Origin of the sequence: Cellulosimicrobium sp. 22598, assembly GCF_052044445.1 — a bacterium.
Taxonomy (GTDB): domain Bacteria; phylum Actinomycetota; class Actinomycetes; order Actinomycetales; family Cellulomonadaceae; genus Cellulosimicrobium; species Cellulosimicrobium cellulans_G.
Genome location: NZ_JBQEMZ010000021.1, coordinates 57,376 through 63,506 on the forward strand (window position 1 = coordinate 57,376; position 6,131 = coordinate 63,506).

The window sequence follows — 6,131 nt, forward strand, 5'->3', positions numbered from 1 at the left end:
CACCCGCGAGCCCCGGGATCCCGGGGCCCTCCCAGGGTCGCTCCCGTAGGGTTGGCACCATGGCTTCCCCTGTGCGTCCTCGCGGCCGGCAGATCAACGCGTACCAGCTCGTCGCCCTCTTCCTGGCGTTCGTGCTGGTCTCCGGCGTCGGCGGCGTCCTCGCGGCCGGACTGCTCGTCCCGCTCGCCGCCGGCGCGAACACGGCGACCGACACCGCCGTCGAGGTGTTCGACGAGCTGCCGGCGGACCTCGAGCCGGGCCCGCTGTCCGAGCAGTCGCGCATCTACGCCAACGACGGCACGACGCGCCTCGCGACGTTCTACACCGAGAACCGCATCGTGGTCCCGCTGGACCAGGTCTCGGACGCGATGAAGAACGCGGTCATCGCGATCGAGGACAAGCGCTTCTGGGACCACGGCGGCGTCGACGTCGAGGGTCTCCCCCGCGCGGTCGTCAACAACATCACGGGCGGCGACACCCAGGGCGCCTCGACGCTCACGCAGCAGTACGTGAAGAACGTGCTCATCGAGCAGGCGGTCCGCGAGAACGACACCATGGCGCTCTACGAGGCCAACGAGAAGTCGCTCGGGCGCAAGGCGCGCGAGGCCAAGCTGGCCATCGCGCTCGAGAAGAAGATGACCAAGGAGGAGATCCTCCAGGGGTACCTCAACATCGCGCAGTTCGGCCGCTCGGTCTACGGCGTGGAGACGGCGGCGCGGCACTACTTCAACAAGAGCGCGATCGATCTCGACTACGTCGAGGCCGCGACGATCGCGGGGATCACCAAGGCGCCGTCGACGTACGACCCGACCACGGAGCCGGAGAACGCCCAGAAGCGGCGCGACATCGTGCTCAACCAGATGTACCAGCAGGGGTACATCACCCGGGAGGAGTACGACACGGGCCGCGCCCGTCCGATCGCCGACACGCTCTCCGTCCAGCCGCTTGAGGCGGGCTGCCAGGCATCCGGCGGATCGGCGTTCTTCTGCGACTACGTCACGAAGATCATCATGTCCGACCCGGTGTTCGGCGAGACCAAGGAGGAGCGCCAGACGCTGCTCTACCGCGGCGGCCTCGACATCTACACGACGCTCGACCCCGCCATGCAGGCAGCGGCAGAGCAGCACGCCTCGGCGGCGGTCCCGGCGGACGACCCGAGCCAGATCGAGGACGCGATCGTCACCGTCGAGCCGGGGACCGGCAAGATCCTCGCGATGGCGCAGAATCGCGCGTTCGACAACACCCAGGAGCCCGCGCCGAACACGACGGCGGTCAACTACAGCGTCGACCAGGCCCACGGGTCGTCCAACGGGTTCTCCCCCGGCTCGACGTGGAAGCCGTTCGTGCTCGCCGAGTGGCTCAACCAGGGGCACTCGCTCTACGAGACCGTGAGCGCCAACAAGCGCACCTGGACGATCAACCGCGACTTCCACGCGAGCTGCACGCGGCTCGGGAACGAGAAGTGGACCCCCGCGAACTCCGACGGGCCCGGCAGCGGGTCGATGTCGGTCCTCAAGGCGACGTTCAACTCCGTCAACACCGCGTACACCACGATGGCGAGCAAGCTCGACCTGTGCGGCATCGCGACCACCGCGAAGGCTGCCGGGTTCCAGCCGTCGATGATCCGGGACGAGGGCAACATCGACATCAACGCGTCGATGATCCTCGGCACCCAGAACTCCTCCCCGCTGCAGATGGCCGCGGCGTACGCGACGTTCGCGAGCGGCGGCACGTACTGCTCGCCCGTCGCGATCACCAAGGTCCTCGACTCCGACGGCCAGGAGCTCCCGGTGCCGTCCGCGAACTGCCAGCCCAACGCCATCGACCCGACGGTCGCGAACACGGTCACCTACGCGCTGCAGCAGGTGCTCACGCAGGGCTCCGGGCGCGGCAACGGTCTCGCCGACGGGCGTCCTGCCGCCGGCAAGACCGGCACGGCGAACAACAACACGCACACGTGGTTCATCGGGTACACCCCGCAGGTCGTCACCGCCGTGTGGATCGGCAACGCCGAGAGCGACGTGCCGATGAACGGGCGCTTCACGATCAACGGGAAGACCCGCTCGTACTGGTACGGCTCGAGCCTGGCCGCACCGACCTGGCGCGACTACATGAACCAGATCCTCGCCGGCCAGCCCGCCCCGGGCTTCGCCGACCCGGACTGGAAGCGGATCAACGCGCCCGCCCCGCCCCCCACGGCGCCGACGACCCCCGAGAGTGGCGGCGGCGGCGACCAGGGCGGCGGCGACCAGGGTGGTGACCAGGGCGGCGGCGACCAGGGCGGCGGCGACGCGCCCGACGCCGACGCCGGCGGAGGCCGTGGCGACCGCGGTGACCGCGGAAACGGGGCCGGCCGCGACGACGTCGACCTCGGCGAGTGGTTCGGCAACCTCGGCGGCGGGGGGAACGGCTGAGCGCCGCCGGCCCGCGCCGGGCCCTGCGCGGGCTCGGTGCGCTCGCCGCAGTCGGTCTGGCCGGCGTCGCGTACGCGCACGTCGAGACCAAGCTCTTCACGCTCCGCCGGGTGACCGTGCCCGTGCTGCCCGCCGGCACGCCCGACCTGCGGGTGCTCCACGTCTCGGACCTCCACCTGGTCCCCAGCCAGCGGCGCAAGATCGAGTGGGTGCGCTCGCTCGCCGAGCTCGAGCCGGACCTCGTCGTCGACACGGGCGACAACCTCGCGCACGTCGACTCGCTCGAACCCCTGCTGCACGCGCTCGAGCCGCTGCTGTCGGCTCCCGGAGCCTTCGTCATGGGGTCGAACGACTACTACGCGCCCGTCCCCAAGAACCCGGCGCGGTACCTCCTGCCGGACGCGCGCGTGCCGTTCGCGTCCCAGGCACGCCTGCTGCCCGCGGGCGAGCTCGCCGCGGCGATGCGTGACGCGGGCTGGGTCGACCTCACGAACCGTCGCGACGTCCTGGAGGTCGGCGGCGTCCGCCTCGACCTCGTCGGCGTGGACGACCCCCACCTCGACCGGGACGTCTTCCCGGCGCCCACCGCGCCGGACGGCCGCCACGACGGCCCCGAGGCGCCGTCGAGCGACGGACCGGTGCTCCGCGTCGGGGTCACGCACGCCCCGTACCGGCGCGTCCTGGACGCCATGCACGACGACGCCGCGGAGCTGATCCTCGCGGGCCACACCCACGGCGGGCAGCTCTGCGTGCCCGGGTTCGGCGCGCTCGTCACGAACTGCGACATCGACCGACGGCGGGCCAAGGGCCTGCACGGCTGGCCCGTGGCGCGGCCCGACGCACCGGGCGGCGAGGACTCGACGTGGCTCCACGTCTCCGCCGGAGCGGGCACCTCGCCGTACGCGCAGGTGCGGTTCGCGTGCCGACCCGAGGCGACGCTGCTCACCCTGACGGCACGCTGACCGCGGTGCGCGCGCCCTCACCGCGAGGGCGCGCACCGGGTGTCGCCGGGGTCACGGGAATCGAGTTTCGTCGCACGGCACTTCGTCGGCTATTCTGAGCAGGCTTCCCGCGCGGAAGACGAGGACTCCTCGTCGATCGTCGTGCGGACGAGCAACCGGGGTGTGGCGCAGCTTGGTAGCGCGCTTCGTTCGGGACGAAGAGGTCGCAGGTTCAAATCCTGTCACCCCGACCAGGCAGAAGGCCCGGAATCGCCACGATTCCGGGCCTTCGTCATGTCCGTCGACAGAGGCGTCCCCGCTCCCCGACCCCGTCCTCAAGACCGGCCCGCACCGAGGCCGGTCGCCGTCCCGGCGGCGTCGCACGGTGGGTCGATCGTCACCCCGGCCGCCTCCGCCTCCCCCACCAGGAGGACGAGGGCGCGCTCCATCGCCGTCGGCTGCAGCTTGCCGACCTGGTGCCCGTGCGGATGGTCGAAGAACGCGAGCAGGCACAGCAAGAGCGTGATGACGAGCGTGACGCTGCCCATGAGCAGGCCCTGCGTCGCGGCACGCTCCGCGGAGTCGGCGAAGAAGAGCAGGAAGACGAAGACGGTCGCGGAGACGACGAAGAGGACGAGCCACAGCGGCAGCGGGATCAGGCCCTCCGCGCCGTGCACACGGGACTGGCGGGCGTCCTCGCGGGCCGCGGTCTGGTCCATCCACCGGTCGTAGGCGGACTGCTGGGTGTCCGACGCGGGGACGACGTCGCGCACGGTCCGGTAGAGCGCGACCCCCCACGGGTTGACGGCCTCGCCGAGCTCGCCGTCCGCCATCTGCTCCCACTCGTTCGCGACGACGTACCGGGCGTAGCAGACGAGCTCACCGGAGAGCCGCGCCGCGTCGTCGGGGGCGAAGAACTGCGCGGTCTCCAGCTGCTGCACGACGCTCCGCGCCTCGGCCTCGGCGCCGCTCCTCGCCTCGTCGTACGACTCGAAGGCGAGGAAGACGATGAAGCCCAGGAGCACGGAGAAGCCCGTGGCGACCACCCCGAAGACCCCGGACGCCCGGTCGCCGTCGCTGAACCGGCTGCCGGCCGGTGCACGCCGCCGGACGAGGAGCATCGTGGCGACCGCCACGGCGACGACGACGGCGGTCACGATCGCGCCGACGACGATGCTCACGGCACCTCCTCCGCGCGGGGACCGCCGCGCGGTGCACGACGGTGCTGTCGTGGACAGCCTGCCCGTGCGCACCGCACGGGGCGTCACGCGAAACGCATGAACGCTGCCACGGCGCGGCAGCGCGAACCGGCGTGCGCCGTGTCCAGGGCCGTGCCGCCACCTGCCACCGCACCTCGCACCTCGCACCTCGCACCTCGCACACGATCGCGCGAGACTGGGGCGGTCCGCCCGAGTCCGGGGCACCGAGTCACCGCGGAGGTTCTGATGAGCGCTGGACGTCACGTCGTCGTCGGAGGAGGGCTCGCCGCCGCGAAGGCCGTCGAGACGCTGCGCGACGAGGGCTACGACGGCGGGCTGACCGTCGTCGCGCGCGAGCGGCACCGGCCGTACGAGCGGCCGCCGCTGTCGAAGGACTACCTGCGCGGCGAGGCGGAGCGCGAGTCGGTGTTCCCCCTCTCCGCGGACTGGTACGCCGAGCACGACGTCGAGCTCCTCACCGGGACCGACGCGACCGCCGTCGACCTCGCGGGCCGGAGCGTGTCCCTCGCCGACGGCCGGACCCTGCCGTACGAGAAGCTGCTGCTCGCCACGGGATCGGCCCCGCGCCGGATCTCGCTGCCCGGCCTCGACCTGGACGGCGTCCACGAGCTGCGCACGGTCGACGACAGCGACGCGCTCGCCGCCGCGCTGCGCGCCGCCCACGACGGCGGCGCGGGGCGGCTCGTCATCGTCGGCGACGGGTGGATCGGGCTCGAGGTCGCGGCGTCGGCCCGCACGCTCGGTCTGGACGTCACCGTGATCGGGCTCGGCACGCACCCGCTCGAGCGCGTCCTCGGCCCGGAGATGGGCGAGCTGTACGGGCAGGTCCACGCCGACCACGGCGTCCACCTCCACCGCCGCGCCCAGGTCACGGGCATCTCGGGCTCAGGCGGCCGCGCGACGGGCGTCGACCTCGCCGACGGGACCCACGTCGACGCCGACCTCGTGCTCGTCGCCGTCGGCGCGGTCCCGAACATCGGGCTCGCCCGGGACGCGGGCCTCGCGCTCGACTCCTCGACGGGCGGCGTCGTCGCCTCGGCGACGCTCCAGACCACCGACCCCGACGTCTTCGTCGCCGGCGACATCGCGAGCGTCCCGTCCGCGCGCTACGGGCGGTCGGTGCGCGTCGAGCACTGGGCGACGGCCCTCAACCAGGGTCCGCACGCCGCGCGCGCGATGCTCGGCGCGACCGACCCCTACCCCGAGCTGCCGTACTTCTTCTCCGACCAGTACGACGTCGGCATGGAGTACCTCGGCTTCGTCGCCGGCCCCGAGGCCTACGACGAGGTCGTGGTCTCCGGCTCGGTCCCCGACCGCGAGCTCGTCGCGTTCTGGCTCAAGGACGGCCGCGTCGAGGCCGGCATGGCCGTCAACGTCTGGGACCGCATGGAGGACGTCAAGGCCCTCATCCACCGCGACGCCGTCGACCGCGCCGAGCTGGAGTCGTTCGTCGGCTGAACGAGAGAGCCGCGGCCCCGCCGAGGTAGAGCTGTGAGTCTTGCGGTGGCTGGTCTGGGATCGGCTGGTGAGGATGGCGTCGGCTGCTCGCCGTGGTC

General features: G+C 72.3%; 4 protein-coding genes and 1 tRNA gene. 4 read left to right on the forward strand and 1 reads right to left on the reverse strand.

All coding sequences use genetic code 11. The features are described 5' to 3' along the window. The first annotated feature begins 59 nt into the window (after positions 1 to 59). The 3 genes from ACTJIY_RS18290 to ACTJIY_RS18300 all read left to right on the forward strand — a co-directional run bounded on the left by ACTJIY_RS18290 (position 60) and on the right by ACTJIY_RS18300 (position 3,609). Complete coding sequence (locus ACTJIY_RS18290) at positions 60 to 2,414, forward strand: transglycosylase domain-containing protein (protein ID WP_440675141.1); 2,355 nt, start codon at positions 60 to 62, stop codon at positions 2,412 to 2,414. Further along, complete coding sequence (locus tag ACTJIY_RS18295) at positions 2,411 to 3,376, forward strand: metallophosphoesterase (RefSeq protein ID WP_440675144.1); 966 nt, start codon at positions 2,411 to 2,413, stop codon at positions 3,374 to 3,376. Before ACTJIY_RS18290 ends, ACTJIY_RS18295 begins: the two co-directional genes overlap by 4 nt. Before the next feature lie 156 nt (positions 3,377 to 3,532). Continuing rightward, a tRNA-Pro gene (locus tag ACTJIY_RS18300) sits at positions 3,533 to 3,609 on the forward strand. Between the two features lie 81 nt (positions 3,610 to 3,690). Here the strand turns inward: ACTJIY_RS18300 and ACTJIY_RS18305 are convergent. Further along, complete coding sequence (locus ACTJIY_RS18305) at positions 3,691 to 4,536, reverse strand: hypothetical protein (RefSeq protein WP_440675142.1); 846 nt, start codon at positions 4,534 to 4,536, stop codon at positions 3,691 to 3,693. 264 nt (positions 4,537 to 4,800) lie between these two features. On the opposite strand from ACTJIY_RS18305, the gene ACTJIY_RS18310 reads away from it, so the two are divergent. After that, entirely contained in the window at positions 4,801 to 6,033 is a 1,233-nt protein-coding gene (locus tag ACTJIY_RS18310) for an NAD(P)/FAD-dependent oxidoreductase (protein ID WP_440675143.1), read from the forward strand. Positions 6,034 to 6,131 lie beyond the last annotated feature (98 nt).